Origin of the sequence: Mycolicibacterium anyangense, assembly GCF_010731855.1 — a bacterium.
Classification (GTDB): Bacteria; Actinomycetota; Actinomycetes; order Mycobacteriales; family Mycobacteriaceae; genus Mycobacterium; species Mycobacterium anyangense.
Map to the genome: position 1 here is coordinate 626,230 of NZ_AP022620.1, position 25,545 is coordinate 651,774.

Here is a 25,545-nt window from a genome sequence, read left to right on the forward strand (position 1 = left end):
CGTCACTTGCCCAGTGCTGCAGCGATTTCAGCGATTTGGCGGGATTGCCAGGCCTGGAAGTCCTTGTCGCTGGGGGGCAGCGTCTCGGTCACGCCGACCACCGGAATGCCGTTGGCCTGGGCCAGCTTCTTGACGGCGTCGGTAGCGGGGCTGGTGACCTGGCCGTTGTACAGCAGAACCTTGATCTTCTTGCCGGACAGGGCGGCGTCCATCGCGGCATTGTCGGCGGCGCTCGGATCGTTGCCGTCTTCGATCGACTGGGCGAACGAGGCGGGTGTGGCCAGGGTCAGTCCGGCGGCATCGACGAGGTAGCCGGGAACGCGTTCGGTGTAGCCGACCGGCGCTCCGGAGTACTTGGTCTTGATGTCTGCGATCGCCTCGTCGATCGGCGCAAGGCTGTCGTCGAAGGTCTTGGCATTGGTGGTAAATGCACTGGCGTCGGCCGGATCGAGTGATCCAAGCTCGGAGGCGATCGCGCCGGCGACGTCCGGGATCTTGGCGATGTCATACCAGATGTGCGGATTCGTATCCGCTCCACTGAACTTCATCACGTCGGCGGCGTTGATCAGCTTGCGGGCCGGGTTGGGCGATGCCGAGAGCAGCTTGTCCATGAAATCGTCGTAACCCAGGCCATTTTCGATGACGAGTTGCGATTTCGCCAGGGCTGCTGCGGTATTGGCATCGGCCTGGTATTCGTGCGGGTCCGCGTTGGGGTCGGACATGATCGACACCACGTTCACGTGGTCGCCGCCGATCTGCTTGACGATGTCGCCCCAGACGTTCGTGCTGGCCACCACGTCGATCCGGCTGGAGCTGGTCCCACTCGTCGGCGCAGCGGCGGTCGACGACGGCGCCGGTGTCGATGTCGAGCTGCACGCCGTTGCTGCCGCAACCAGCGCGGTCGCGATGGCAACGGTCGAAACACGACGACGGACAGATACGACCACGGAGCACTCCTCGGCATTGGGATTAATGAAAACGAGAACCATTATGCGTACTGTAGGTCCTCGCGGCCCAGGATGTACACCTCGGGCGCTGGGAAAGGCCTGTCAATGCGGCGCGCAAAGGAGTCTTCGTGCCATGCGAGGATGCGTCAGGGCTGGCCGCGAACCTCAGGCGCGACGCGCCTGCCACCGGCGGTAGCCGCCGTATGCCGCCGCTGCCACTAGGAAGTTCACGAAGTAGGCCAGGTCCGCCCCGTGCAGTGCGGTGGCCACCGGACCGACGATCAGGTTGGTGTGCATGAACGGCACGGCCGCGGCGAATGCCGCAAAGAAACTCACCAGTGCCACCACGGCGTCGCGGTGCCCGGTGACCTCCTGGGCGGGGTTCACCGCGTCGCGGCCGGCGCTGCGGTGGCGCCAGTCGATGGCCACGATCGCGACGAAGGCGGGGATCCAGTAGCTGACGAACAGCAGTACGCCCTGGAAGCGGGCGGTCAAGTCACCGGAGTGCAGCCACATGATGAGCGCGAACGCGATCACCACGACCACCACCGCCGAGACCGGCCTGCGCACCCGCACCCCGACGGTCTGCAACGCCAGCGACCCGCTGTAGTCGTTCATCGCGTTGGAGGCCACCGACCCGAGCGCGATCACCAGCAGCGCTACCGCCCCGAGCACTCCGCCGCCCATGATCTCGCGCACGCCGGCCGCGGTCTGGTCGGTCAAGGTTCCCGCCGCCGCCACCCCGATGGCCTGTACGGCGATATAGGCTACCGCCAGACCGCCGAAGGTGTAGCCGAAGACCGCGGTACGCGAGGTGGTCACCGGCAGGTAGCGGCTGTAGTCCGAGGCGTAGCTGGCCCACGAGATGGCCAGACTCAGCGCGATGGTGACCTCAAGGACGAACGCACCGCCGAGGTCGGCCCCGGACAGCGTGGGCAGCGAGATCACCTGATGCCCGGCGATCAGCTTCCAGGCGAACACCGCGAACGTGACGATGAGGATCACCGTCATCACCGCCTGCACCCGGTGGATCACCTCGTAGCCGAACACCCCGACCACCCCCTGGGCGGCCAGCACGATCACCACCGCCAGCCAGAACGGCAAGCCGAGCAGTTCGGCGAGCGCCTCACCGCCGAACAGGCCGACCAGGCCGTCCCACGCGATCGACGACAGCCATTGGATCACGGCCACTACCGACACGGTGCCGCCAAAGGCCATGCGCGCGTTGGGAAGCTGGGCGGTACCAGTCCGCGGGCCCCAGGTGGACAGGTAGCCGACGGCCACGCAGCCGAGCACCGTTCCGATCACCATCGCCAGCATCCCGAGCCAGAACCCCAGGCCCAGCACCACCGCCAGCGTGCCGGTGAACACCACCGTCATATTCACCTGCGGTGCGAACCACACGGTGAACAATCGGCGCGCACTGCCGTAGCGGTTACCGGCGGGGATGGGGGCGATGCCGTGCGACTCGACCGCCATGTCACCGGCACGGGCCGGCATCCGGCCGGTGTAGCTGCGACCCGCCAGCGCCGAACCCGAGGATGTGTCAGCTGTCACCCGACCACACTAGTTGCCCTCGCGCCTACACCTCGATGGGCGGGTGCAGCCGTTCCATGGTGTACTGCCGGTTGCGGCGCGCCGCCCAGGCGGTGGCCGCCATCGATACCGCCAGCACCCCGGCCAGCACCGCCACCGATACCCACAGCCGATGGTCGACACCGCCGTTGATGAGTTGGCGTAAACCGTTGACGGCGTAGGTCATCGGATCGGCCGGGTGGATGATCTGGAACGGCTTGGCGGTGGTCTCCACCGGGTAGATGCCGCCGGCCGAGACCAGTTGCAGCATCAGGAACGCCAGTGTCACCACCCGCCCGACCGCCACCCCTAACACCGCGTTGAATGCCTGGATGATCGCCAGGAAGGCGGCGATCACCAGGATCAGGAAAGCGACAGTGGCCAGCGGGTAGCGCGCCTTGAGGCCGACACCGTAGTGCACGACCGCATACATGACGACGACCTGGCACACCGCGACCAGCAGTGCGGGCCAGTACGACGCCAGAACCACCCGAAGCGCGCCGAGTCCGTTGATGATCGGCCGGGATTGCAACGGCGTCAACAACATCCAGATGATCAGCGCCCCGATGAACAGGGCCAGCGGCAGGAAGAACGGGGCGAAGCCGGTGCCGAAGGTGGCGGCCGGGTTGTGGGTGACCAGATCGAGTTTGACCGGGGAGGCCACCGTCTTGGCCACCGCCTGGCGTTGCTGCGGTGTCCACGACGGCACCTGGGTCGAGCCCTGGCGGAGCTTGCCCGCCAGTTCCTGACTGCCCGCCCTGAGCTGGCCGGTGCCGTCGGCCAGCCGCTGGGCACCGGCGGCGAGCTGGCGGCTGCCGTCGGTCAGCGCGACCAGGCCTGAGCTGAGGCGCTGCGCGCCGGAGTCGAGCTGCCTGGCGCCGGACTGCAGTCTGAGGACGTCGGCGCGCAAGCTGCCGTCCACCGCGTGGGTCAGCAGCATGCGCAGCTTGCTGTTCGGATCGCCAAGCTCGTTCTCGAGATGGGATGCGCTGTCACGCAACCGGTTCAGGCCGTCATCGGTAGCCGGATCGATCCCTTGGGCTTTCAGCAGCCGCTGCGCTCCGGCCAGCACGCCGCCGACGTCGCGCACCGTCGGATCGGGATTTGCCGACAACGTGGCAATCGCCTGATCGATGATCGCCGCCGCCTGCGTCTGATCGATGTTCAGCGCCGCGACCCGGTCGGTCGTGGAGCGCACCGCTGCACTGAGTCGCTCGGCGGCCGCCCCGACCTCGGCCGGGTCCAAGCCGAGTCCGTCGACACGAGCCAGCACGTCGACGAGTGGCGCGGTCGCGGTGGTGACCGCGGTGCTCAGCTGGCGGGTGCCCGAGGCCAATTGCGCCGCACCGTCGCGGGCGGTCGCCATACTGCTGGCCAGCGTGGCCGAGCCGGTGGCGAGCTGGTGTGCGCCGCCGTCCGCGGTGACCAGGCCGGAGGCCAGCCGGTCGGCGCCGTCGGCGGCTGCCGTCAGGCCCGCACCGGCATCGGTCAGCCCGGTCAGCACCGTGCCCACGGTTTGCTCACCGACGCTGGCATTGACCTGGTTGATCACCTCGCGGGCGGCGTTCTGCCCGATGATCGAGCCCAGGTAATTGTTGGCGTCGTTGAACGTGAACCGCAGGTCGGCCTGCGCCGGGCTGCCGCCGGACGGGGACGCGATGTGGGTGCTGAAGTCCGGTGGGATGGTGATCGTGAAGTAGTAGGTGCCGTCGGCCAGTCCCTTGGCGGCATCAGCAGCCGAAACCTCATGCAGCAGAAGATCGCCGGAATCCTTGAGCGCTTTGGCCACCTGATCACCGGCGCGCAGCGGCTTGCCCTGCACCTGTGCGCCGGTGTCGGCGTTGACCAGGGCGGCGGGCACCTTGTTCACCGCCGCGAAGGGGTTCCAGAACGCCCACAGATACATGGCCCCGTACAGCAGCGGCATCAGCACGATCGTCATCAAGGCGATGCGGGGGAGCAGGCCTCGCGAGTACCGCTTGAGGTCGGTGCCCAGCGACATTCCGGCGAGCATCAGTTACCCCGTTTCCTGGTTGCTGGTGGACAATTCGGCCCGGTCGGTGTTGGCCACCTCGATCTGCGATCGCACGGCGTGGCCGGTGACGCCGTTGACCGTTGCGGTCACCACCGTCTGGTCGGCGCCCAGATCGATGAGCCGCTCGATGAGCAGGTCGCGGTTGACGTCACTGGTCACGAAGTCGAGGTTGGCCACCACGAGCAGTGCCGGGCTCTTGGTGTTGGCCAGCGCGATGCGCAGCAGTAACCGGTCGAGTTCGGCGAGTTCCTCGAAGTACTCGTCCAAGGGCGGCAGCGGGTGCGGGCCGAACACCCGCTGACACATCGTCGTCAGCGCGGCGTCGTCGGCGCGCCGCACCATCCGGTACCACGGTGCGTCCCAACGCATTTGCTCGGTGATCAGGTCCCGTACGGTGACCGACTCGGGAACGGTGTCCACCTCGTCGACACCGGCGATCGCCGAGTTGGCGAAGATCTGCCGCGCGTCGTGGGCGCCGAACACGTCGAGTTCGCCGGATTCGGGTGCCATCCGGCCGGCGATCGTCATCAGCAGCGCCGTTCGACCCGAACCCGCCGGGCAGACCAGGACGGTCAGTCCGCCGCGCGGGATCTCGAGGTCGACCGGTCCGTAGACCGGCCCCCACGGCCCGCGCATCCGGATGCCGCGGGCGGTCACGGCCGGGGGGCTGGACTCCTCGGATTGGTCGGATACTTCCGATGACACTGCGACCCTCCCCGTTCGTTGGTATCCCGCACATCACAACACGCGCGGATGCGCGAGCGCGCGGAAAACCAGCGCCACGGCGAGCGGAGAGAGAGATGTCACCGCATGTCATTACCCTCGGTTGCCATGAGCCCCACCACGCCGTCGAGTCAGCACATCTCCGACGCCGTCGGTGACATCGGCTGGCGGCTGGTGCTGGGCGCGCTCTACGGGGAGGTCGAGACGGGGACCCTGGCTCTGGGTGCCGAGGTAGCCCGGCTGGCCGTCGAGGTGCTCGGTGACGCCGCTGACAGACGCCTCGGGATGGACGTCCGCACCGACCGCGTCGTGCTGCGGTTGCAGTCGGCGGCCGCCGGTGCCGTCACCGATGTGGAGATCGGCGCGGCCCGCACGCTGGCGGCGGCGCTCGGCGGGCGGGGCTGGCGGTTGCAGCCGGGCACCGTCGCGGCGATCGAGATCGCCATCGACGCGCTCGACATCGGCGCCGTGCGGCCGTTCTGGCAAGCGGTCACCGGGTACGTCGACGAGCCGGGGCCCTCTGACCTCAGCGACGGGCTGATCGATCCGGCGGGCCGCGGTCCGGCGATCTGGTTCCAGCAGATGGACGCCCCGCGCCCGCAGCGCAATCGCATCCACCTCGACCTCGACGTCGCCCACGACGCCGCAGCCGACCGGATGGCCGCCGCGCTGGCCGCCGGTGGCCGGCTGGTGTCCGACGCCGCGGCGCCGGCGTTCTGGGTGCTGGCCGACCCGGAGGGCAACGAGGTCTGCATCTGCACCTGGCAGGGTCGCGACTGAACGCCCATGGCTAGGCTGGTCCACCGTGATCACCCGCATGTCCGAGCTGTTCTTGCGCACTCTGCGCGATGACCCGGCCGACGCCGAAGTGCCCAGCCACAAACTTCTGATCCGGGCGGGCTACGTCCGGCCGATCGCGCCGGGGTTGTACAGCTGGCTGCCGCTGGGCCTGCGGGTGCTGCGCAAGATCGAGAAGATCGTGCGCGAAGAGATGGTCGCCATCGGTGGCCAGGAGATCCTCTTCCCGGCGCTGCTGCCCAAGGCGCCGTACGAGACCACCAACCGCTGGACCGAATACGGCGACGGCGTGTTCCGGCTCAAGGACCGCCGGGACAACGACTACATGCTCGGCCCCACCCACGAGGAGTTCTTCACCCTGACGGTGAAGGGGGAGTACTCCTCCTACAAGGACTTCCCGCTGACGCTGTTCCAGATCCAGACCAAGTACCGCGACGAGGCGCGTCCGCGGGCCGGCATCCTTCGGGGGCGCGAGTTCATCATGAAGGACTCGTACTCGTTCGACATCGACGAGGGCGGGCTCAAGACGGCCTACCACTCGCACCGCGAGGCTTACCAGAACATGTTCGCGCGCATGGCAATTCGCTATGTCATCGTCTCGGCGGTATCCGGCGCCATGGGCGGCAGTGCCTCCGAGGAGTTCCTGGCCGAAAGCGAGATCGGCGAGGACACCTTCGTGCGGTGCCTGCAGTCGGGGTATGCGGCCAACGTCGAGGCCGTCACCACCGCGGTGCCCGACGCGATCCCGTTCGAGGGACTGCCCGAGCCGACGGTCCACGACACCGGTGACACACCGACCATCGCCACCCTGGTCGACTGGGCCAACTCGGCGGGTCTGGGGCGCGAGATCACCGCCGCCGACACGTTGAAGAACGTGCTGCTCAAGGTCCGCCAGCCCGGCGGTGACTGGGAGCTGCTGGCCATCGGCGTGCCCGGGGACCGCGAAGTCGACGACAAGCGCCTCGGCGCGGCGCTCGAGCCTGCCGAGTACGCGATGCTCGACGATGCCGACTTCGCCAGGAACCCGTTCCTGAAGAAGGGTTACATCGGCCCGAAAGCGTTGTTGGCCAACGGTGTTCGCTACCTGGTCGACCCGCGGGTGGTGGACGGTTCAGCCTGGATCACCGGCGCCGACGAGACCGGTAAGCATGTGGTCGGGCTGGTGGCCGGCCGTGACTTCGTCGCCGACGGCACCATCGAGGCCGCCGAGGTGCGCGACGGTGACCCGTCACCCGATGGCGCCGGGCCGCTGGTCTCGGCGCGCGGTATCGAGATCGGTCACATCTTCCAGCTGGGCCGCAAGTACACCGATGCGTTCACTGCCGACGTGCTCGGCGAGGACGGCAAGCCGGTCCGGCTCACGATGGGTTCCTACGGCGTCGGCGTATCGCGGTTGGTGGCGGTGATCGCCGAGCAGCACCATGACGGGTTGGGCCTGCGCTGGCCGTCCTCGGTGGCACCGTTCGACGTGCACGTGGTGATCGCCAACAAGGATCCCGAGGCCCGCACCGGGGCTGAGGAGCTGGCCGCCGCCCTGGACCGGCTGGGTCTGGACGTGCTGCTCGACGACCGCACCGCGTCACCCGGGGTCAAGTTCAAGGACGCCGAACTGCTCGGCGTGCCGTGGATCGTGGTGGTCGGCCGCGGCTGGGCCGACGGCGTGGTGGAACTGCGCAACCGGTTCAGCGGGGAGACCCGCACCGTCAGCATCGACGACGCGGCGACCGCCGTGGTCGCCGCGCTGGCCGAGCCGCAGCCCTGAGCTACTCGCTGCCGCCGGGGAAGGCGGCCGTCACCGGCCACGCCCCGAGCACCTGTTTCCACCGTGCGGCCAGCACGGCGCTCTCGGTCAGCGCCGTGCCGCCGAACCGGCGATCGTCCTGCTCCGTGGCCTGCTCGATCACCGCGCGCCACGCCACCGCGCAGTCGTCCTCCATCTGAACGGCCAGTGTGGCCGCGCTGTCGGGATCGATGACGGCAAAGGGCAGTCGGTAGCCGACCGCGGGCAGCGGCACCGCCGTCGACCGGCCGGTGAGCAGCGCGATCGCCGCCTCCCGGCGTTCGCGGTGCTGGGCCAGCGCATCGGATACCAGCGGGTTCTCCTCGGGTGAGCTGTGCGCGGACACGATGCCATAGCCGTAGATGGCGGCGTGCTCGGCGGCCACCGCGTCGAACAGGGCCGCCTTGTCGGCTTGCGGCGGCCGATTCGGGTCCGGGGTCGGCGCGGTCATGACGCCGGCTTCCGGGCCGGCAGCGCCACCGAGTAGAGGGCGGTGCAGGACGCCGCGATGGAGCCGAGCAGGCCGGCCCGGTACCCCGACAGCGTCGGCACCACCGTGGTGGCGCTCTCGGCGGAGCTGCGCAGAGCGGCGACGACGTCGTCCACGCTCGGTGCCAGGGCGGCCGCAGCCGAGGTGGTGGTGGTCGGCGATGTGGTGCTCGGCACCGGGGTGCGCGCCGCGCGGGCGATCTCCTCGATCAGGGCGGTGGCGTGCCGCGACCGCTCGGCAGCCACCTCGGTCAGCGTCCGGGCCAGTGCGGCTGGGGCGCCCATGGCTGCCGCGGTGGCCAACTCACTGTCGTGGCGGGCCGAGCGGGCCTGTTCCTCCAGTGGGTCCGGGGCCGGTGGCGGGCCTGATCCGCATGCGGTCAACACCCCGCCGAGCAGCGCGAACAGCACCAGCCCGCGGCCGCCGTCGGCGAGCACCCGTCGCCGGCTGATCGCGGCACCGGGGCCGCCGTCCTGCATGAGCACGCGAATCATCCTGCCATTGCCACCGGCAGCGCTGGCGTATCGTTGGGTGCTGATCTGCACAACTCAAGATGAGGAGCTCGCCGTGACTGGCCGGTCAACGGGATTGCCGTCCCCGCAGCAGGTGATCGAGCTACTCGATGACGAGTTCGCGCGCGCCGGCTATGAAATCGAAGATGTCACGATCAACGCGCGCACCCGTCCGGCGCGCATCATCGTGACCGCCGACGGCGACACCCCCCTGGACCTGGACACCGTCGCCGAGTTGTCCCGATCGGCTGCGGCCCTGCTCGATGAACTCGACACCGGCAGCGAGCCCTATGTTCTGGAGGTCACCTCGCCCGGGGTGGATCGACCGTTGACCGAAGAGAAGCACTTCCGCCGTGCCCGTACCCGGCTGGTGGAGGTCGAACTCGACGACGAGAGCACGGTCAAGGGCCGTCTCGGCGCGGTCGCCGATGGCGACGTCGAACTCGTCGTCCGGACCCGCGGGGACTGGTCTGTGCGCCGGATCCCGCTCACTACTATTCGCAAAGCCGTTGTGCAGGTGGAGTTTTCGCCACCGAATCCACGGGAACTGGAGCTGGCCGGAGCTCCCGGAACGGAGGCCGGAGCATGAACATCGACATGGCTGCACTGCACGCGATCGAGATCGACCGCGGCATCACGGTCGACGAGCTGCTCGACACCGTCAAGTCGGCGCTGCTGACCGCCTACCGGCACACCGAGGGACATCAGCCCGACGCGCGCATCGAGATCGATCGCAAGAGCGGCGCGGTGCAGGTGATCGCCCGGGAGACTGACGACGACGGCAATGTCATCACCGAGTGGGACGACACCCCGGAGGGCTTCGGCCGGGTGGCGGCCACCACCGCGCGCCAGGTGATGCTGCAGCGCCTGCGCGACGCCGAGAACGAGCGCAGCTTCGGCGAGTTCGCCGCCCACGAGGGTGACATCCAGGCCGGGGTGATCCAGCGCGACGCCCGCGCCAACGCGCGCGGCCTGGTCGTCGTGCGCCTCGGCAGCGAGGCCAAGGGCGCCGACGGCGTGATCCCGGCCGCCGAGCAGGTCCCGGGCGAGCGCTATGACCACGGCGAGCGGCTGCGTTGCTACGTCGTCGGCGTCAGCCGCGGCGCCCGCGAGCCGGTGATCACCCTCTCGCGGACCCACCCCAACCTGGTGCGCAAGCTGTTCTCCCTGGAGGTCCCCGAGATCGCCGACGGCTCGGTGGAGATCGTCGCGGTGGCCCGCGAGGCCGGGCACCGCTCGAAGATCGCCGTGCGCTCCCGGGTCGCCGGGCTCAACGCCAAGGGCGCCTGCATCGGGCCGATGGGGCAGCGGGTGCGCAACGTGATGAGCGAGCTGTCCGGCGAGAAGATCGACATCATCGACTTCGACGAGGACCCGGCCCGGTTCGTCGCCAACGCGCTGTCGCCGGCCAAGGTGGTCTCGGTCAGCGTCATCGACGCCACCGCGCGGGCGGCGCGGGTGGTCGTGCCCGATTTCCAGCTGTCGCTGGCCATCGGCAAGGAGGGGCAGAACGCCCGGTTGGCCGCCCGGCTGACCGGCTGGCGGATCGATATCCGCAGCGACGATGCCGCCGCGGACGAGGCTGCCGATCGCGGCGGCGCGCCCGGAGCCGGACAGTAGAGGGCGCACCCCGGGTTGGTACTGAGCAGTGCCGCGGTGACGGTAGACTGTGCCGTGATCCAACGCGAGATTCCGGTCACCGAAAACCGGCATCGACGTACCGAAGGACCGGTGCGGACATGCATCGGTTGCCGGAAGCGAGAGTTGGCCGTCGATCTCCTCCGAATGGTGGCGGTGTCGTACGGGAACGGACAATCGGCCGTGACCGTTGACGCAGCAGGTAACCTCCCGGGGCGGGGTGCGTGGTTGCACCCCGATGATCGGTGCCTCGAGGCAGCGATTCGACGGCGAGCTTTTGCGCGAGCGTTGCGCATCACCGGTTCACCGGACCCCACCGCGGTGGTCGAGTACCTCTCGGCCGCCACGGCCCATGAAGAACAGGTAGCGAAGAACATGAGCACACCGTGAAGTCCCGACGATGACCATGCGTCGTAGCTAAACCCGAGGCGCGGCCTACCACCGCTGACGCCTCTTGAGTAGGAGATTCAGTGGCAGCACCCGGTAAGGCTCGCGTACACGAGTTAGCGAAGGAACTCGGTGTCAGTAGCAAGGAAGTTCTCGCCCGCCTGAGTGAGCAGGGCGAATTCGTCAAGTCGGCGTCCTCGACGGTCGAAGCTCCCGTCGCACGGCGCCTTCGTGAATCGTTTGGCGGCGGCAAGTCGAGCGCCCCGGCGAAGCCGGCTCCGGCCAGGGCCGCCGGCAACGGCGCCCCCACCCCGGCCCCGGCGGCTGGCGGCGGCTCCGTCGTGACCGCCCCGCCGGTTCCCGGTCCCCGGCCGTCCGCCCCGGTCCCGGCCGCGCCGCCGGCCCCGGCCCCGGCGCCCACCCCGGCCCCGGCTCCGGCCGCTCCCGCAGCATCGGCGGCTCCCGCCCCGGCTTCAGCTCCCTCGGCCCCCGCGGCTCCCGCGCCGTCGCAGCCGGGCCCCACGCCCGGACCGCGTCCCGGGCCCGCCGCCCCCAAGCCCGGCATGCCCCGGCCGCCGCGGGTCGGGAACAACCCGTTCTCCAGCGCGCAGCCGGTCGAGCGGCCGGCCCCGCGCCCGCAGGGGCCCCGTCCCGGCCCCGGCGCCGGCGGTCCCCGTCCCGGTGCGCCGCGGCCCGGTGGTGCCACACCCGGCAACATGCCGCCGCGTCCGCCGGGCGCGCGTCCCGGTGCGCCCGGTCGCCCCGGTGCCCCGCGGCCCGGTGGCGGACCTCGCCCCGGTCCCGGTGGCGGTGGTCGTCCCGGTGGCGGCGGCGGCGGTAACTACCGCACCGGTGGTCCCGGTGGCGGCGGTGCCGGTGGCGGCGCCGCGGCAGGTGGGTTCCGTGGTCGTCCCGGCGGTGGAGGCCCCGGTGGTGGCGGCGGTGGCCGCCCCGGTCAGCGCGGTGGCGCGGCCGGTGCGTTCGGTCGTCCCGGTGGCGCGCCCCGTCGTGGCCGCAAGTCGAAGCGGGCGAAACGCGCCGAATACGAGAACATGCAGGCCCCGGTCGTCGGTGGCGTGCGGTTGCCGCACGGCAACGGCGAGACCATCCGGCTGGCCCGCGGCGCGTCGCTGAGCGATTTCGCCGAGAAGATCGACGCCAACCCGGCGGCCCTGGTGCAGGCGCTGTTCAACCTCGGTGAGATGGTCACCGCCACCCAGTCGGTGGGTGACGAGACCCTCGAACTGCTGGGCAGCGAGATGAACTTCAACGTTCAGGTCGTCTCGCCCGAGGACGAGGACCGCGAGCTGCTGGAGTCCTTCGACCTGAGCTACGGCGAGGACGAGGGCGGCGAAGACGATCTCGAGATCCGTCCGCCGGTCGTCACCGTCATGGGCCACGTCGACCACGGCAAGACCCGCCTGCTGGACACCATCCGCAAGGCCAGCGTCCGGGAGGGCGAGGCCGGTGGTATCACCCAGCACATCGGTGCCTACCAGGTCAGCGTCGAGCACGACGGTGTCGAGCGCCTGATCACGTTCATCGACACCCCGGGTCACGAGGCGTTCACCGCTATGCGTGCCCGCGGTGCCAAGGCCACCGACATCGCGATCCTGGTGGTCGCCGCCGACGACGGTGTGATGCCGCAGACGGTGGAGGCCATCAACCACGCCCAGGCGGCGGATGTACCGATCGTGGTCGCGGTCAACAAGATCGACAAGGAAGGCGCCGACCCGGCCAAAATCCGGGCCCAGCTGACCGAATACAACCTGGTGGCCGAGGACTACGGCGGCGACACCATGTTCGTCGACATCTCGGCGAAGAACGGCACCAACATCAAGGCGCTGGAAGAAGCGGTCCTGCTGACCGCCGACGCGGCGCTGGACCTGCGCGCCAACCCCGACATGGAAGCCCAGGGCGTGGCGATCGAGGCGCACCTGGACCGCGGTCGCGGTCCGGTGGCCACCGTGCTCATCCAGCGCGGCACCCTGCGCGTCGGCGACTCGGTGGTGGCCGGCGACGCCTACGGGCGAGTGCGCCGGATGGTCGACGAGCACGGCGAGGACGTCGAAGAGGCGTACCCGTCGCGTCCGGTCCAGGTCATCGGCTTCACGTCGGTGCCGGGTGCCGGTGACAACTTCCTGGTTGTCGACGAGGACCGCATTGCCCGTCAGATCGCCGACCGGCGCAGCGCGCGCAAGCGCAACGCGCTGGCCGCCCGGGCGCGCAAGCGGATCAGCCTGGAGGACCTGGAGTCGGCGCTGAAGGAAACCAGCCAGCTGAACCTGATCCTCAAGGGCGACAACGCCGGTACGGTCGAAGCCCTCGAGGAGGCCCTGCTGGGCATCCAGGTCGACGACGAGGTGGAGCTGCGGGTCATCGACCGCGGTGTCGGTGGCATCACCGAGACCAACGTCAACCTGGCGTCGGCCTCGGATGCGATCATCATCGGCTTCAACGTCCGTGCCGAGGGCAAGGCCACCGAGCTGGCCAACCGCGAGGGTGTCGAGGTCCGCTACTACTCGGTGATCTACCAGGCGATCGACGAGATCGAGAAGGCCCTCAAGGGCATGCTCAAGCCGATCTACGAGGAGAAGGAGCTCGGCCGCGCCGAGATCCGGGCGATCTTCCGGTCGTCGAAGGTCGGCAACATCGCCGGCTGCCTCGTCCAGTCGGGCATCATGCGGCGCAACGCCAAGGCGCGGTTGCTGCGTGACAACGTCGTCGTCGCCGAGAACCTCACGGTCTCCTCGCTCAAGCGCGAGAAGGACGACGCCACCGAGGTGCGCGAGGGTTACGAATGCGGTCTGACGCTGACGTACTCCGACATCAAGGAAGGCGACATCATCGAGACCTACGAGCTGGTCGAGAAGGCGCGGGTCTGATGAGCGAAGCGAAGAAGACCGAAGGCCGGAGTTAAGGTGGCCGACCCTGCCCGGGCGAAGCGGCTGTCCAAGCGCATCGCCACCATCGTCGCCTCCGCGATCGAGTACGAGATCAAGGATCCGCCGCTGGCGTTCGTGACGGTCACCGACACCAAGGTGACCGGTGACCTTCACGACGCCACCGTGTTCTACACGGTGCGCGGTAGCACCCTCGACGAGGAGCCGGACTATGCGGCCGCGGCTGCCGCGCTCGAACGTGCCAAGGGCACGCTGCGCAGCAAGGTGGGCGCCGGTACCGGTGTGCGGTTCACTCCGACGCTGTCGTTCGTGTTGGACAAGGTGCCCGACACCGCGCTGAAGATGGAGGAGCTGCTGGCCCGGGCTCGTGCCGCCGACGCCGATGTCGCCCGGATTCGAGCTGGTGCGACTCCTGCAGGAGACGCGCAGCCCTACCGTGTGGTAGGAGAAGAGGGGGAACTGCGGGGGGCAGAGGACGCACAGGACACCGGTGACGACGATCGACTCGACGACTGAGATCACTCGCCTCGGCAGGCGGGTGGACGCCCATGGCGCGGTGGAGGTACTGGCCGCCGCCCGGTCGGTCGCGGTGATCTGTCACGTGCATCCCGATGCCGACAGTGTCGGTGCCGGTCTGGCGCTGGCGCTGATCCTCGACCGGGCGGGTACCGAGGTCGAGGTGAGCTTCGCGACGCCGTCGACGTTGCCGGAGTCGCTGCAGATGCTTCCCGGCGGTCATCTGATGGTGGCCCCGGCGGACATGCGCCGCGATACAGATCTGGTGGTGACCGTCGATGCCCCGAGCCTCAACCGGCTCGGCGGCCTGGCTGCGCTGGTCGACGGCGACCGCGAGGTGCTGGTCATCGACCACCACAAGTCCAACACCCTGTTCGGCAGCGCCAATTTCGTTGACCCGAAGGCGGATTCGACCACCATGCTGGTTGCCGAGCTGCTGGACGCCTGGGATAAGACGATCGACCGGGACGTGGCGTCTTGCCTGTATGCCGGGTTGACCATCGACACCGGATCGTTCCGGTGGGCTACTCCGCGGGCACTGCGCCTGGCGGCGCGGCTCGTCGAGCTGGGTGTCGACAACGCGGCGATCAGCCGCGAGCTGTTCGACACCCATCCCTTCGTCTGGCTGCCGCTGCTGTCGCGGGTGCTGTCGACGGCCCGGCTGGTGCCGGCCGCGGCCGCCGGTGACGGTCTGGTGTACGTCGTGGTCACTCATGATGATTGGCTGACCAACCGCTCCGAGGAGATCGAGAGCATCGTCGATATCGTCCGGACCGCGCACGAGGCCGAGGTGGCCGCGGTGTTCAAGGAGATCGAGCCGCAGCACTGGTCGGTGTCGATGCGTGCCAAGAGCTTCGACCTGACCACGGTTGCCGGCACCTTCGGCGGCGGTGGGCACCGGCTGGCCGCCGGCTACTCGACCGCTGGCCCGATCGACGATGTGGTGGCGCAGTTGACCGCCGCACTCGGCTGACCAGGCCGTCGCCCGCAATCGAATTTCACCTTTGGTAGGGATCTACTCGCACTTCGAGTGCAAAAAGTGAAACTCGATCTCGATGATGACGGTGGTCTGAAGTGACTGACGCAGACGCGGCGTCCCCGCGGCGGATCGCGGCGCTGGCCCTGCCGGCCCTCGGCGTGCTGGCAGCCGAACCCCTCTACCTGTTGTTCGACATCGCGGTCGTCGGCCGGCTGGGTGCGCTGGCGTTGGCCGGGCTGGCGATCGGCGGGCTGATCCTGTCGGTGGTCAGCGCGCAGCTCACCTTCCTGTCCTATGGCACCACCGCCCGCTCGGCGCGTTTCTACGGCGCGGGCAACCGGGCCGCCGCCGTCGGTGAGGGGGTGCAGGCCACCTGGCTGGCGTTCGCGATGGGCGCGGTGATCGTCGTCGGCGTCGAACTGGCTGCGGAACCGCTGGTTTCGGCCCTTGCCGGCAGCAAGTCGGCCGGCGGGGATATCGCGGCAACCGCGCTGCCCTGGGTGCACATCGCGATCTTCGGCGTGCCCGCGATCCTGGTGTCGGCAGCCGGTAACGGGTGGATGCGCGGCGTGCAGGACACCATGCGGCCGCTGCGCTACGTCCTGGTCGGCTTCGGTACCTCGGCGGTGCTGTGTCCGCTGCTGGTGTACGGCTGGCTCGGGCTGCCACGGCTGGAGCTGGCCGGCTCGGCGGTGGCCAACCTGGTGGGGCAGTGGCTGGCCGCGGTGTTGTTCGCCGGCGCCCTGCTCGCCGAGAAGGTGCCGCTGCGGGTGGACGTCGCCGTGCTGCGCGCGCAGGTGGTGATGGGCCGCGATCTGGTGGTGCGCACCCTGGCGTTCCAGGCCTGCTTCGTCTCGGCCGCCGCGGTGGCCGCCCGGTTCGGCGCGGCCGCCGTCGCCGCCCACCAGGTAGTGCTGCAGCTGTGGAATTTCCTTGCGCTGGTTCTGGATTCGTTGGCGATCGCGGCACAGTCGTTGGTCGGTGCGGCCCTCGGTGCTGGCCACACCGAGCACGCCAAGTCGGTGGCGTTGCGGGTGACGGTGTTCTCGACGGTCGCGGCGGCGGCGCTGGCGACCGTCTTCGCCGCCGGGTCCTCGGCGCTGCCCGCGTTGTTCACCGACGACCGCTCTGTCCTGGACGCGGTGGGGGTGCCGTGGTGGTTTATGGTCGCCCAGTTGCCGATCGCCGGTGTGGTGTTCGCTCTCGACGGTGTACTGCTGGGCGCCGGTGATGCCGCGTTCATGCGCAGCGCCACCCTGATCAGTGCGCTGGTCGGGTTCCTGCCGCTGATCTGGCTGTCACTGGCGTTCGGCTGGGGGCTGCTCGGCATCTGGGCCGGCCTCAGCGCCTTCATGGTGCTGCGGTTGGTGTTCGTGGGCTGGCGGGCGTTCTCGGGGCGCTGGCTGGTGACGGGCACCCGCTGACGCCACGGATGTGGGCACTAGCGAAGTGACCAGCTGTCGACGACGGTGTCAATTTTTGCTGACTGCGCAGCGAGCGGGCTGATGATGCGCTACTAATGGACGTTGCTGATGCAGCTCGTGGATTCGGGGGAGCTATGGGTTCGAATGGGTTTGGCCTACGTGTTGGATCCGCAGCGTTTGCGATGGGGCTGGGGTTGGCGGTCGCCAGCAACCCCGCTGTAGCGGTAGCTGACCCCTCCGACCAGGGATCTACGTCGCAGCCGTCGAATTCGTCAAACTCGAGCGAAACAGCCGGCGGGTCCACCGCCCCGGGGGCGGCTCCCCGTTCGGTCGGTACGTCGCGGCGATCCGCGCAGGCACATCCCGGCAGTGCGACCGGTGGTCCGAAGAAAGCCACCAGCACGGTATCGGGCGCACGCTCGGGCTCGGCTGCGGCGAGCCGTGCCGAGACCGCGACCGGCGAGCCCGCGGCCGGCACGGCCGTGCAACCGGCGACACAGCCCCGGCATCCCGCCTCCGACACCGCCACCGCCGCCGAGCCGGACGCCGGACCGGACTCCCTCCCCGGTGGCGTCGCCGCTGCTGCCTCCGCCGCACCGGCGGTGTCGGTGAGCCGCGTCGTGGCACCGGTCCGGCAGGCTGCGGCCGCTGCGCTGCGCCCCACCGACCTCCTGTCCGGTTTCCTCTCGGCCCTCGGGCTCGCCCCTGTCGGCACGGGCACCGGCCAGCCGCCTGCCCCGTTCCAGCTACTGGCCGGCGCGCTGGCCCTGATCCGGCGGGAGATCGAGAACGTCGTCAACCAGATCGCGGCGTTGATCCATCCAGCGACCACCACCAGCCTGTCGGCCGGCACGTCGGCCGCAACCGGGACGACGACGAGCATCACCTGGGCCTGGGGCAGCAACCCGGTGCTCGCATTCAATCCGGCCACCGACAAACTCGACTTCGGCTGGATGCAGACCAACCAGTTCACCGTCGCCGAGAAGTCGGGATCGGTGGTGATCGGAGTCGTCGACAACAACCACACCTACACCCTGCAGGGCGTCACCCTGGGCCAGCTGCAGATGAGCAATATCGTGGCCAAGGATGCCGGCACCCTGGCCACCTGGCAGTCGCTGATCAACGGCGCCCAGACCGCGCTGCCCAGCATCTCGGTCGCCGATACCAGCGTGACCGAAGGCAACACCGGCACCGCTAAAGCCGTGTTCACCCTCACCCTGTCCAAGGCGTCCACCAAGGCGGTGACGGTCAACTACGCCACCGCGAACGGTACCGCCACGGCGACACAGGATTACCTCAGTGCTTCGGGCACTGTCACGTTCGCGCCGGGCGTGGTCTCTCAGGTGGTCACCGTCGGCGTGCTCGGCGATACCACCTACGAGCCCGACGAGACGTTCACCCTCGCGCTGTCGAACCCGTCCGGCGCCACGATTGCACGCGCCACCGCGACGGGAACCATCAAGAACGACGACGCCGCTCCGGTCACACCACCGACGGTGTCGATCGCCGATGCCACCCAGCCCGAGGGCAACAGTGGCACCTCCACCATGGCGTTCACCGTGACGTTGTCCAAGCCGTCGACGACGCCGGTCACCCTGAACTACGCGACGTCCAACGGCACTGCGACAGCCGGCCAGGACTACGTCGCCACCTCTGGCACCATCACATTCGCACCCGGCGTGGTGTCACAGGTGATCACCGTCGGGGTTCTCGGCGACACCGCCGCCGAGCCCAGCGAGACTGTGACGGTGACGCTGTCCAACGCATCTGGCGCCACGATCAGCCGAGCCTCGGCAACCGGCACCATCACCGACGATGACACGGCGGCACCGCCCAGCAGCACCGCCAAGTGGGGCACGAGCTTCTTCGCTCCCTACGTCGACATGGGGGCGTGGCCGGTGCCGAATCTCTTGGCGCTGTCCAAGACCTTCGGCACGTCGTTGATGACGCTGGGCTTCATGCAGGCTGACCAGAACGGCACCCTGGCCTGGGCGGGATTGGCTGCGCTGGAACCGAATTCGACCAACGATCAGGCGGTGGCGATCAACACCTCGATCGCCACCTTCAAGGCGGCCGGCGGTGATGTGATGGTCTCGTTCGGCGGAGCCTCGGGCACCAGCATCGCGCAGGCCTACGCGGCCAAAGGAAAGAGTGCCCAGGACCTGGCCAACGCCTACGCCGCGGTGGTCGACACCTATGGTCTGACCCACATCGATTTCGACATCGAGGGCGCTGCGGTGGCCGACCGGGCATCGATCGCGCTCAACAGCCAAGCGCTGGCACTGCTGCAGAAGGCCAAGCCCGAGCTGCACATCTGGTACACGCTGCCGGTGCTGCCCACCGGACTGACCGCAGACGGTCTCAACGTGGTGGACGCAGCGGTCAAGGCCGGGGTCACGCTGGACGGCGTCAACGTGATGGCGATGGATTACGGCGAGTCCGCCGCACCGACCAGCGGGTCGAATGCAAAGACCATGGGCGCGTATGCGATTCAGTCCGCGCAGTCGACCTACACCCAGCTGTCGGCCTTGTACGGCAAGTACTCGAAGACGTTCGCCTGGAGCCAGATCGGTGTCACGCCGATGCTCGGTGTCAACGACATCGTCACCGAGGTGTTCACGGTGGCCGATGCGCAGGCGCTGGAGGACTTCGCGCGCGCCAAGGGAATCGGCATGCTGTCGATGTGGCAGGTGCTGCGCGACACGCCGGGAACGCTCGGGCAAGCCTCGGTCAGTGCGTCGGGGTTGAGCGATCCGGCAGGCAGCTTCAGCGCGGTGTTCAACGACTACGGAACGATCAATGTCGTCAACTACGGCTCGAGCACCGGAAGCGCCGGTGGCACTGGAAGCACCGGTGGCACCGGCACGCCGGTGACCGGGGGCTCCACGACGACGATCACCTGGGGCTGGGGATCCAATCCGGTCATCGCGTTCAACCCCGCCACCGACAGGCTGGACTTCGTCTGGATGCAGCCGACCGAGTTCGAGGTGACCGAGCAGTCCGGATCGGTGGTGATCTCGGTGGTCGGCAACAACCACACCTACACCCTGCAGGGGGTGACCCTGCGTCAACTCCAGATCGGCAACATCGCCGCCAACGACCCTGCCACCCTGGCGAAGTGGCAGAGCATCCTAGCCGCGGCGAAAGCCGTGTAGCGGTCGGTCAGTTGACCTGGGCGCGGCCCCGTTCGATCACCGAGGCCCGGCTGGCCGCGATGTCGTCACCGCTCGTCGAGGCCATCCATGCCTTCGCCGACATCGCCTCGATCCACAGCCCGGAGTTCGTCTGGTCCTCGTCGATGCGGTGGTAGGACGCCAGCAGCGCACGAACCGCCTTCTGGTTGTTGCCGGCGATGGTCGCGGCTACCGATCGCGCGGTCGCGAGCAATTCGGCATGCGGCACCACCTGCGTCACCAGCCCGGCCCGCAGCGCCTCCTGTGCCGACAGGTAGTCACCGGTCAGGCTCATCCGCCGGGCCAGCCCGACACCGACCTTCTGCGGCAGGCGCACGGACAGTCCCCAGGTTGGCATCAGTCCGACCCGGGCGTGGGTGTCGGCGAACCGGGCCTGCTCGGAGGCGATCAAAATGTCGCAGTAGAGCGCCAATTCGAGCCCGCCGGTCACGGCGGCGCCGTTGATGGCGCCGATCACCGGTTTGGTCATCGGCGGCCACTTCGGGGAGATGTCGGGCAGCTCGGTGGTGTCGCCGAGCTCCTTGAGATCCAGACCGGCGCAGAACACCGGGTCGGCCCCGGTGAAGATCACGACGTCGACGTCGTCGTCGACCTCGGCGGCCGCCAGTGCCGCGAACAACTGGGTGCGCAACGCCGAGGAGAGCGCGTTACGCGCACCCGGCCGGTTGAGGGTGATCGTGCGAATCCGGTCGGTGGTGTCGATGAGCAGAATGTCGTCGCTGGTCATAGCGACACCGTATCGGCAGCACTCCGGCGGCACGGGAAAGGGCCTGGCTCGGGGGGACGGCCAGGCCCTCTATCCCCGATCCGGTGGGAGGGGACCACTGGGGACATGGCCGACGATAGCCACGCTAGTTAAGCGTCAGCTTTGAGAAACGCCGAGCTCAGTCGCCGGAGGTGCGGGCTGAACCGCCGGTGGACGACCGGGTCGAGGTCTTGGTACGGCTCGAGGAGTTGGTGGAGGGATCCGCGGTCACGCTCGACGACGGCGGCACCGGCGTGGACGTCGGCGGGAACGGGAAGAAAGGCAGGCCCGCGGCCGGCAGCGGCAGGTTCAGCACCGGCAGCCCGGACCCGGGCAGCACCGGCTGCGGTGACGGGAAGCTTTGGCGGCCGCCGCCACCGCCGACCGCCACCCGCCCCGGCCCGGCGGTCACGCAACCGGGCTGACCGATGCACGGGGCGTACTTCGGCGACGGTGTCTGGCGGGTACCTTCGGCGATCTGGCTGCGCAGTTCCGGCACCGCCACCTGCACCGCTTCGTTGGGAGTCTTTGCCGGCCTTGAGGATTCGGCAGGCGCTGCTGGTGCCGGCGCCGGGCACGTGTCGATCTTGGCCTGCAGCCGGGTCTGCAGCGTCGAGACGCCACCTGCGGCGTCGCTGTGCACGGCGACGTTTTGCACACCGGTCGCGGGTTGTACCGAGCAGTCGTGCACCTCGACGACGCCGCCGTAGACCGGGGCGCCGTTGAAGGTGGGGTAGTACCAGGCCAGCCACATGGGTTTGGCTGAGACGGCTTTGCCGGCGTCGATGACGGCGGTCAGCTCCTGCTCGGCGGTCGCCGGATCGTGCGTCATGACCTCCATGGCACGCACGGCACCGGCGTCGATCCGCATGCCGAACACGTCGACGGGCACCTGATTGACCAGCTGCGCCACTGCGGCCTGCTGGTCGGCGGCGAACGGGAAGGTGACCACCAGCCGAGGGTTCTGCCGCGACGGGGCGGCCGGTGTCACCGACATCGTCACACCGGTCTGGCCTGCGGTCTGCCGGACGACGTCGAGCAGGGCGGCACCGGGACCGCGGCCCTGCTCGATGGAGAGCTGGTTGGCCGACCCGTCCTCACTGCGGAACCAGTCGATGCGCCCGTCGCTGCCCGCGGCGAGCGTACGCAGCTGCTGGGCGTCGTCGGCGACCTGGCTCGGGTCGAAGTGGGCCTGGCGCCGCAGTGTCACCGGCCGGTTCGGCGTCACCCAGAACTCGACGTTCTGGGTGTAGTTGGAGATCAGGCCGATGCGGTTGGTGTCGATACGGTCGGCGATATCGACCAGTTGCTGGCGGGTGGCGGCGGGAACATCGACGGCGATGTTGAAGATGACGCCCTCGGCGTAGCTTTCCTCGTGGTACACCCAGGCATCGCTGACCCCCGGCATGGACAGCAGGGCGGCCTGCAGGTCATTGGCGACCTGGGTGAGGCTGCCCGGCGCGCCGCAGCCCGGCGCCACCGCGGTGACACCGGCGAGCAGCGCGACAGCCGACACCACGCGGATTCCGCGTCGCTGTCGGGGGCCCACCCGTGCCGGATCCACAGATCTGCGCCTCCAGCCTCGTAGAAAAGACAGTCGGCGATAAATCTACACGTGCGACAGATAAAAAGGGCGAACAAAAGGCGAACGTTGCCGCCATTGAGCAGGACTGATCCCTGAAACCCCAGGACAGCCGTCTCGGTCAGGACCGGGCGGAGTCCAACTCCGGCAGTGCGGCGGCGGTCAGCACCCACTGGCCGATGATCGTGGCGGTCAGGATCTCGGTGCTGGTCTTGCTGCCGGCGAGCCCGGCCGGGGTGGTGGCCGACCGGCACAGCTGCCTGACCTCGTCGGCGATCTCGGTGATCATGGGTGCGATCTCAGCCAGTCGGCGGCTCTGGGCCAGCGATGTGCCCAGCAGCGCGCAGGCGAAGCGCACCTCGTCGTCGCAGGGCCGGCCGTCGAGCAGGCCGGATGTCGACCCCGACCAGTTGGACAGCACGATCTCGCGGGCCCGCTCCAGAGCCGCCTGGTACAGCGGGGCCTTGCCGGCGAAGTAGTGGTGCACCGCCGGACGGGTGACGTCGACCAGGTCGGCGACCTCTTTGAGGGTGGCCGCGTCATAACCGCGGGCGGCAAAGACCTGGATACCGGCCGAGACGATCATCTGACGGCGTGCGTCGCTGTTCGAGCCGCGGGGGCGGCCGACCCGGCGGGTGCCCACCGGCGGCACCGGCCGCAGGGTGCGCTCGGTAGGGCGGTGCTGCGGTGTATACGGTGCGTCGGCCAGAGCCAGCCTGGAAGCCATGGGGTCACGGTAAGACGCGAACGTGTGAGCCAGATGTGTACGGCCTAGCAATCGAATCAGAGGCATCCTGGAGTGATGTGCCGGAACATCACCGAACTGCGCGGCCTGGAGCCGGCGGCCACCGCCGAGGAGATCACCGCGACTGCTCGCCAGTATGTGCGCAAGGTCAGCGGTATCAGCAGGCCGACCGACGTGGTGTCGGAGGCCTTCGAGGCCGCGGTTGCCGATGTCGCGGCGGCCACTACCCGACTGCTCGCCGACCTGCCGCCGCGGCGCCAGCCGCCCAAGACCATCCCGCCGCTGCGCCGTCCCGAGGTCCGGGCCCGGATGGCGGCCCGATGACCTCGGCTCTCAAAGAGTGGAGTGCTGCGGTGCACGCGCTGCTCGACGGCAGGCAGACGGTGCTGCTGCGCAAGGGCGGTATCGGCGAGAAGCGCTTCGAGGTTGCCGCCCAGGAGTTCCTGCTGTTCCCGACGGTCGCGCACAGCCATGCCGAGCGGGTTCGCCCGCAGCATCGCGACTTGCTGGACGTGGCTGCGCCGGACAGCACCGAAGATCTGGTCGTGGTTCGTGCGGCCGCCAAAGTCGTTGCCGCCGTGGCTGTTATGCGGGACGCCGGCCTCGGTGACATCGAAGACCTGCATATCTGGACTGCGGAATCGGTGCGCGCGGATCGGCTGGACTTCCGGCCCAAGCACCGGCTGACGGTCTTGGTGGTCCAGGCGTGTGCGCTCGTCGAGCCGATCCGGCTGGCCCGTGAACCGCAGTACGGCGGGTGCACCAGTTGGGTGCAATTACCGGCCAGCGGTCAGCTGGCCGAGCCCGTCCACGACGCCGATGAGCTAGCCGCGGTCGCGGCGCGGGTTCGTGCCGCCGTCGGCTGAGGGCGGCACATCCGAGGCAGGCAGGATCAGCCTGGACACGCCGCCGGCACCGTGATGGACGGTGTGCACCGAGGCGACCATCCGCTGACCGCTGATGGCCGGCTCGCCGGTGCCCAGGTTGCGGGCGTAGCGGGGATGTGAGCCGCCGGCGACGAGCACCCGGATGCGGGTGCCTGCCGCGAAGCGATGGGCGATCGCGTCGAGTTCGATACGGATCGGGCCGTCGGGGTTGGCGGTGAACCGACGGTAGCCGTCGCTGACATTGCGGGACCGGCCGCGCGCGTCGACCTCGCTGATCCGCACGAACAGGTCGAAGTGCGCGATATCGGACTCGTGGGCCAATTCGATCACCGGATTGCCACACACATACAGATCGGAATCCAGCGGCCCACTGGTGAAGCTCAGGACGTCACCACGCTGAGCCAGGGCGGTGTCGTCCCGGTAACCGCTCGTGCGGGCCAGCAGCCGCCCACCGAGCGTCGGAGTCGGATCGGCCGGGTCATAGCGAAACGTCGACGGAGTGCCGTCCCCGGGCGGGGGTGCGGCGGCCAGCCGGCCCGCCGGCTGCAGGTACATCACGCCCTCGCCGGTGGCCGGTGGCCAGTCCGGCAGATCCACCCAGCCGTGGTGGTCGACGTAGATCCGCACCCGGCCGGGCCGTTGTCGCGTCGGTGTCTTGGCCAGGTGGGCACCCAGCCAGGTCAGGGTCTCGTTGGCCGCCTGCCCGGCCGCCTTGGTGACCATGTCCGAATGGGTCCACGGCCCGATCGTCAGCGCCACGTCCACATCGCGGGCGCGCAGGTGCCGGTACTGGTGAATGGTCTGCTCGAGGAACAGGTCCTGCCAGCCGGTGAGCAACAGCACAGGCACCTCGCAGCGATCCAGCGCGGTCGTCATCCGCATGGTCTCCCAGAACGGGTCGTCCACCTCGGGGTGCTCGATCCACGACTCGTACCACGGTGAGCCCGCGCCCAGGAACTCCCGGCCGGCCCCGCCCAACGGCAGGCCGAGCACACCGCGTTCCAGCCGGCGCCCGGCGATCACCTGGTAGGCCAGCCGCTGCAGTGGTGGCGCCTCCTGGTGCGCCACCATGTCCGACCAGCCGAGGAAATCGTTGAGGGAGAACGAGCCGGTGCCCCAGGACGAGGCGTGGAAATCGTGCGGGCCGACGGTGATCACCGCCGCGGCCAGTTCGGGCGGCGGGTCGGCCAGCAGCGCCCATTGGGTATAGCCCAAATAGGACAACCCGATGGTCGCGAAAGAGCCTGTGAACCAGTCCTGTTCGCGTAGCCACACCACGGTGTCGGCGGCGTCGGGAGCCTCGTGCACCATCGGCACGAACTGGCCGCCGGAGCCGAAGGTGCCCCGCACGCTCTGCAACAGCACGTGGTAGCCGCGGGCGGCATACAGCTGTGCGTAGATCAGCGAGAACGGGAAGGAACGGCCGTAGGGCCCGCGCACCAGAATGGTGCCCCGCGGGGCGGTGGTCAGCGGGGCGTAGCGGGTGGCCCGCAGCGTCACGCCGTCGCGCATCGGGATCCCGACCCCGCGGTGCACGACGTAGTCGGTGCTGGGCGGTGGCAACTTCAGCGCCCGCCCGACGGCCCGGTCGGCGAACTGGCGGACTCGGGTGCGGGCCGGCCGGAAGTTGGCGCGGGCGACGGGGTTGGTCACGGTGTCAAGAATAGGGAGCGCCCGGCCACGGC

General features: G+C 69.1%; 22 protein-coding genes. 12 read left to right on the forward strand and 10 right to left on the reverse strand.

What is annotated here, in order from left to right; all coding sequences use genetic code 11:
* Positions 1 to 2: 2 nt before the first annotated feature.
* From G6N35_RS02910 to G6N35_RS02925, 4 genes are all read right to left on the reverse strand, one after another.
* Positions 3 to 947 (reverse strand): metal ABC transporter solute-binding protein, Zn/Mn family, encoded by a 945-nt coding sequence (locus G6N35_RS02910; RefSeq protein ID WP_246224178.1) that lies wholly within the window; start codon positions 945 to 947, stop codon positions 3 to 5.
* Between the two features lie 165 nt (positions 948 to 1,112).
* The gene (locus G6N35_RS02915; RefSeq protein WP_163807436.1) at positions 1,113 to 2,447 is read right to left on the reverse strand and encodes a purine-cytosine permease family protein; all 1,335 of its coding nucleotides are present in this window, start codon (positions 2,445 to 2,447) and stop codon (positions 1,113 to 1,115) included.
* Between the two features lie 82 nt (positions 2,448 to 2,529).
* Positions 2,530 to 4,536, reverse strand: coding sequence for a YhgE/Pip domain-containing protein (locus tag G6N35_RS02920; RefSeq protein WP_246224179.1), 2,007 nt, complete (start codon positions 4,534 to 4,536; stop codon positions 2,530 to 2,532).
* 3 nt (positions 4,537 to 4,539) lie between these two features.
* Entirely contained in the window at positions 4,540 to 5,193 is a 654-nt protein-coding gene (locus G6N35_RS02925; protein ID WP_246224541.1) for an ATP-binding cassette domain-containing protein, read from the reverse strand.
* Between the two features lie 195 nt (positions 5,194 to 5,388).
* Here G6N35_RS02925 and G6N35_RS02930 point away from each other — a divergent pair, with 195 nt between their 5' ends.
* Together G6N35_RS02930 and G6N35_RS02935 are read left to right on the forward strand one after the other, a co-directional pair.
* Positions 5,389 to 6,060 carry a 4a-hydroxytetrahydrobiopterin dehydratase family protein gene (locus G6N35_RS02930; RefSeq protein ID WP_163802885.1) on the forward strand — a complete coding sequence of 224 codons (672 nt, stop codon included), beginning with the start codon at positions 5,389 to 5,391 and terminating at the stop codon, positions 6,058 to 6,060.
* Between the two features lie 25 nt (positions 6,061 to 6,085).
* Positions 6,086 to 7,840 carry a proline--tRNA ligase gene (locus G6N35_RS02935; protein ID WP_163802886.1) on the forward strand — a complete coding sequence of 585 codons (1,755 nt, stop codon included), beginning with the start codon at positions 6,086 to 6,088 and terminating at the stop codon, positions 7,838 to 7,840.
* 1 nt (position 7,841) lies between these two features.
* On the opposite strand, the gene G6N35_RS02940 is transcribed toward G6N35_RS02935, so the two are convergent.
* Together G6N35_RS02940 and G6N35_RS02945 are read right to left on the reverse strand one after the other, a co-directional pair.
* A complete protein-coding gene (locus tag G6N35_RS02940; RefSeq protein WP_163802887.1) occupies positions 7,842 to 8,309 on the reverse strand; it encodes a ferritin-like domain-containing protein in 468 nt (155 codons plus the stop codon).
* Positions 8,306 to 8,842, reverse strand: a complete 537-nt coding sequence (locus G6N35_RS02945; protein WP_246224180.1) for a hypothetical protein — start codon at positions 8,840 to 8,842, stop codon at positions 8,306 to 8,308. Before G6N35_RS02945 ends, G6N35_RS02940 begins: the two co-directional genes overlap by 4 nt.
* Positions 8,843 to 8,915: 73 nt before the next feature.
* Here G6N35_RS02945 and rimP point away from each other — a divergent pair, with 73 nt between their 5' ends.
* The 8 genes from rimP to G6N35_RS02985 all read left to right on the forward strand — a co-directional run bounded on the left by rimP (position 8,916) and on the right by G6N35_RS02985 (position 19,862).
* Complete coding sequence (gene rimP, locus G6N35_RS02950; RefSeq protein WP_246224181.1) at positions 8,916 to 9,449, forward strand: ribosome maturation factor RimP; 534 nt, start codon at positions 8,916 to 8,918, stop codon at positions 9,447 to 9,449.
* Entirely contained in the window at positions 9,446 to 10,480 is a 1,035-nt protein-coding gene (gene nusA / locus G6N35_RS02955) for a transcription termination factor NusA (protein ID WP_163802889.1), read from the forward strand. Before rimP ends, nusA begins: the two co-directional genes overlap by 4 nt.
* Before the next feature lie 165 nt (positions 10,481 to 10,645).
* The gene (locus G6N35_RS02960; protein WP_407664598.1) at positions 10,646 to 10,888 is read left to right on the forward strand and encodes a DUF448 domain-containing protein; all 243 of its coding nucleotides are present in this window, start codon (positions 10,646 to 10,648) and stop codon (positions 10,886 to 10,888) included.
* Between the two features lie 80 nt (positions 10,889 to 10,968).
* Complete coding sequence (gene infB, locus G6N35_RS02965) at positions 10,969 to 13,770, forward strand: translation initiation factor IF-2 (RefSeq protein ID WP_163802890.1); 2,802 nt, start codon at positions 10,969 to 10,971, stop codon at positions 13,768 to 13,770.
* 36 nt (positions 13,771 to 13,806) lie between these two features.
* On the forward strand, positions 13,807 to 14,304 hold the full coding sequence (rbfA, locus tag G6N35_RS02970; protein ID WP_163802891.1) for a 30S ribosome-binding factor RbfA: 498 nt from the start codon (positions 13,807 to 13,809) through the stop codon (positions 14,302 to 14,304).
* Positions 14,279 to 15,277 (forward strand): DHH family phosphoesterase, encoded by a 999-nt coding sequence (locus G6N35_RS02975; RefSeq protein WP_163802892.1) that lies wholly within the window; start codon positions 14,279 to 14,281, stop codon positions 15,275 to 15,277. Before rbfA ends, G6N35_RS02975 begins: the two co-directional genes overlap by 26 nt.
* Before the next feature lie 101 nt (positions 15,278 to 15,378).
* Positions 15,379 to 16,707, forward strand: coding sequence for an MATE family efflux transporter (locus tag G6N35_RS02980; RefSeq protein WP_163802893.1), 1,329 nt, complete (start codon positions 15,379 to 15,381; stop codon positions 16,705 to 16,707).
* A gap of 482 nt (positions 16,708 to 17,189) precedes the next feature.
* Positions 17,190 to 19,862: a Calx-beta domain-containing protein gene (locus tag G6N35_RS02985; protein ID WP_246224182.1), complete on the forward strand. Its 2,673-nt coding sequence runs from the start codon at positions 17,190 to 17,192 to the stop codon at positions 19,860 to 19,862.
* A gap of 7 nt (positions 19,863 to 19,869) precedes the next feature.
* Here G6N35_RS02985 and G6N35_RS02990 read toward each other — a convergent pair whose 3' ends face one another.
* The 3 genes from G6N35_RS02990 to G6N35_RS03000 all read right to left on the reverse strand — a co-directional run bounded on the left by G6N35_RS02990 (position 19,870) and on the right by G6N35_RS03000 (position 22,955).
* Complete coding sequence (locus G6N35_RS02990) at positions 19,870 to 20,628, reverse strand: enoyl-CoA hydratase (protein WP_163802894.1); 759 nt, start codon at positions 20,626 to 20,628, stop codon at positions 19,870 to 19,872.
* A gap of 157 nt (positions 20,629 to 20,785) precedes the next feature.
* Complete coding sequence (locus G6N35_RS02995; protein ID WP_163802895.1) at positions 20,786 to 22,165, reverse strand: hypothetical protein; 1,380 nt, start codon at positions 22,163 to 22,165, stop codon at positions 20,786 to 20,788.
* A gap of 184 nt (positions 22,166 to 22,349) precedes the next feature.
* Complete coding sequence (locus G6N35_RS03000) at positions 22,350 to 22,955, reverse strand: TetR/AcrR family transcriptional regulator (RefSeq protein WP_163802896.1); 606 nt, start codon at positions 22,953 to 22,955, stop codon at positions 22,350 to 22,352.
* A gap of 75 nt (positions 22,956 to 23,030) precedes the next feature.
* Here G6N35_RS03000 and G6N35_RS03005 point away from each other — a divergent pair, with 75 nt between their 5' ends.
* Together G6N35_RS03005 and G6N35_RS03010 are read left to right on the forward strand one after the other, a co-directional pair.
* Entirely contained in the window at positions 23,031 to 23,297 is a 267-nt protein-coding gene (locus G6N35_RS03005; protein ID WP_163802897.1) for a DUF2277 domain-containing protein, read from the forward strand.
* On the forward strand, positions 23,294 to 23,839 hold the full coding sequence (locus G6N35_RS03010; RefSeq protein WP_163802898.1) for a DUF1802 family protein: 546 nt from the start codon (positions 23,294 to 23,296) through the stop codon (positions 23,837 to 23,839). The genes G6N35_RS03005 and G6N35_RS03010 overlap by 4 nt, the downstream gene beginning before the upstream one ends.
* Here the strand turns inward: G6N35_RS03010 and G6N35_RS03015 are convergent.
* Entirely contained in the window at positions 23,798 to 25,513 is a 1,716-nt protein-coding gene (locus G6N35_RS03015; protein ID WP_246224183.1) for a CocE/NonD family hydrolase, read from the reverse strand. The two genes, G6N35_RS03010 and G6N35_RS03015, sit on opposite strands and share 42 nt — an antisense overlap.
* Between the last annotated feature and the right edge of the window lie 32 nt (positions 25,514 to 25,545).

Excerpts from the sequence above, each read along its gene's own strand:
- G6N35_RS02930 (WP_163802885.1), top strand. The coding sequence starts at position 5,389 with ATGAGCCCCACCACGCCGTCGAGTCAGCACATCTCCGACGCCGTCGGT.
- G6N35_RS02960 (WP_407664598.1), top strand. The coding sequence starts at position 10,646 with ATGGTGGCGGTGTCGTACGGGAACGGACAATCGGCCGTGACCGTTGAC.
- G6N35_RS02990 (WP_163802894.1), bottom strand. The coding sequence starts at position 20,628 with ATGACCAGCGACGACATTCTGCTCATCGACACCACCGACCGGATTCGC.
- G6N35_RS02940 (WP_163802887.1), bottom strand. The coding sequence starts at position 8,309 with ATGACCGCGCCGACCCCGGACCCGAATCGGCCGCCGCAAGCCGACAAG.
- G6N35_RS03000 (WP_163802896.1), bottom strand. The coding sequence starts at position 22,955 with ATGGCTTCCAGGCTGGCTCTGGCCGACGCACCGTATACACCGCAGCAC.
- G6N35_RS02945 (WP_246224180.1), bottom strand. The coding sequence starts at position 8,842 with ATGATTCGCGTGCTCATGCAGGACGGCGGCCCCGGTGCCGCGATCAGC.
- G6N35_RS02920 (WP_246224179.1), bottom strand. The coding sequence starts at position 4,536 with ATGCTCGCCGGAATGTCGCTGGGCACCGACCTCAAGCGGTACTCGCGA.
- nusA (WP_163802889.1), top strand. The coding sequence starts at position 9,446 with ATGAACATCGACATGGCTGCACTGCACGCGATCGAGATCGACCGCGGC.
- G6N35_RS02915 (WP_163807436.1), bottom strand. The coding sequence starts at position 2,447 with ATGCCGGCCCGTGCCGGTGACATGGCGGTCGAGTCGCACGGCATCGCC.
- G6N35_RS03010 (WP_163802898.1), top strand. The coding sequence starts at position 23,294 with ATGACCTCGGCTCTCAAAGAGTGGAGTGCTGCGGTGCACGCGCTGCTC.
- G6N35_RS02925 (WP_246224541.1), bottom strand. The coding sequence starts at position 5,193 with ATGCGCGGGCCGTGGGGGCCGGTCTACGGACCGGTCGACCTCGAGATC.
- G6N35_RS03005 (WP_163802897.1), top strand. The coding sequence starts at position 23,031 with ATGTGCCGGAACATCACCGAACTGCGCGGCCTGGAGCCGGCGGCCACC.